The organism is Lapidilactobacillus concavus DSM 17758, from assembly GCF_001435835.1.
Lineage (GTDB): Bacteria > Bacillota > Bacilli > Lactobacillales > Lactobacillaceae > Lapidilactobacillus > Lapidilactobacillus concavus.
Genome location: NZ_AZFX01000034.1, coordinates 1 through 1,148, shown reverse-complemented (window position 1 = coordinate 1,148; position 1,148 = coordinate 1). Strand labels below are relative to the sequence as shown.

Sequence of the window (1,148 nt, the reverse complement as noted above, 5' to 3'; positions counted from 1 at the left end):
CCCGAGTTTACAATTCAAGTGCAACACCCTGTGACCTAGACCAGAGTAGACAAAAAGGCCATGAAGACCTATTCTTATAATCACCACAATAATAAGAGAGTAGGTTTCTTCATGACCCAATCCCAGATTACCACGTCTATCCATTATCGACAACTAAAACTTCATGAACGTGGCCAAATTGAAGTTTTGCACAATCAAGGTTTATCTTGCCGAATGATCGCGAAAACGCTCCAAAGAAGCCCGAGCACGATCAGTCGTGAATTACATCGTGGTATGACAACGCAAATCGGCATTAACCACAAGGAAAGTCAAATCTACTTTGCCGAAACTGGTCAAGCTGTCAGTCAAAACCGAAGAGAACTTAGCCATGCAATTGGTATGTTGGCTAAAAGCCCTGAGTTCTTCGCCGAATTAATTCCGGCTCTTCGAGCACGCCCACGAATACACAGTGTAGATAGTTTTGTTCATAGCTTCAAAGAAATTCATCCAGAATTATCTTGTCCCTCGACATCGACTGTCTATCGCTATATCGATCATGGCTGTACGGGACTCAATAATACCGACCTGCCTAAGAAACTCAGTCGACGTTTAAAACACGCTGGCAAACAACATGATCGTTTAAATAAACGTGTGTTAGGTCAGTCGATCGAAGAGCGACCAGCAGAGGTCGAAGACCGTCAAGTTTTAGGCCACTGGGAAGGCGATTTAGTTAAAGGTAAGCGGACTGAGAGTGAACCCGCACTATTGACCTTAACTGAGCGTGTGAGCCGTTATGAGATCATCATTAAGCTCTCGGACTATCATGCCGAAACTTGTCTTCAAGGCTTACAAGCGGTTCTTGATGACTATGGTCATGATTATTTTAAGAGTATTACCTTTGACAACGGCAGTGAGTTCTCGTTGCTTAGTCAGGTCAATGGCACCGATATTTATTTTGCGCATCCTTATTCACCTTGGGAGCGTGGTTCCAACGAGAATCAAAACGGTTTGATCCGCGAATATATTCCTAAAGGTCGCTCGATGCATGACGTCTCAATCATTGATCTACAAGCAATTCAAGATGCACTCAATCAACGCCCGCGTCGAAGCTTGGACTATCGTTGTGCAGCTGAGTTGTACATTGATTTAGACGACTAACTATACCAATT

At 43.7% G+C, this 1,148-nt stretch carries 1 protein-coding gene; it reads left to right on the top strand.

Going from position 1 to position 1,148, the window contains the following annotated elements; translation table 11 throughout:
• The first annotated feature begins 111 nt into the window (after positions 1-111).
• Positions 112-1,137 (top strand): IS30 family transposase, encoded by a 1,026-nt coding sequence (locus tag FC15_RS03060; protein ID WP_057823849.1) that lies wholly within the window; start codon positions 112-114, stop codon positions 1,135-1,137.
• Positions 1,138-1,148: the final 11 nt, after the last annotated feature.

Excerpts from the sequence above, each read along its gene's own strand:
- FC15_RS03060 (WP_057823849.1), top strand. The coding sequence starts at position 112 with ATGACCCAATCCCAGATTACCACGTCTATCCATTATCGACAACTAAAA.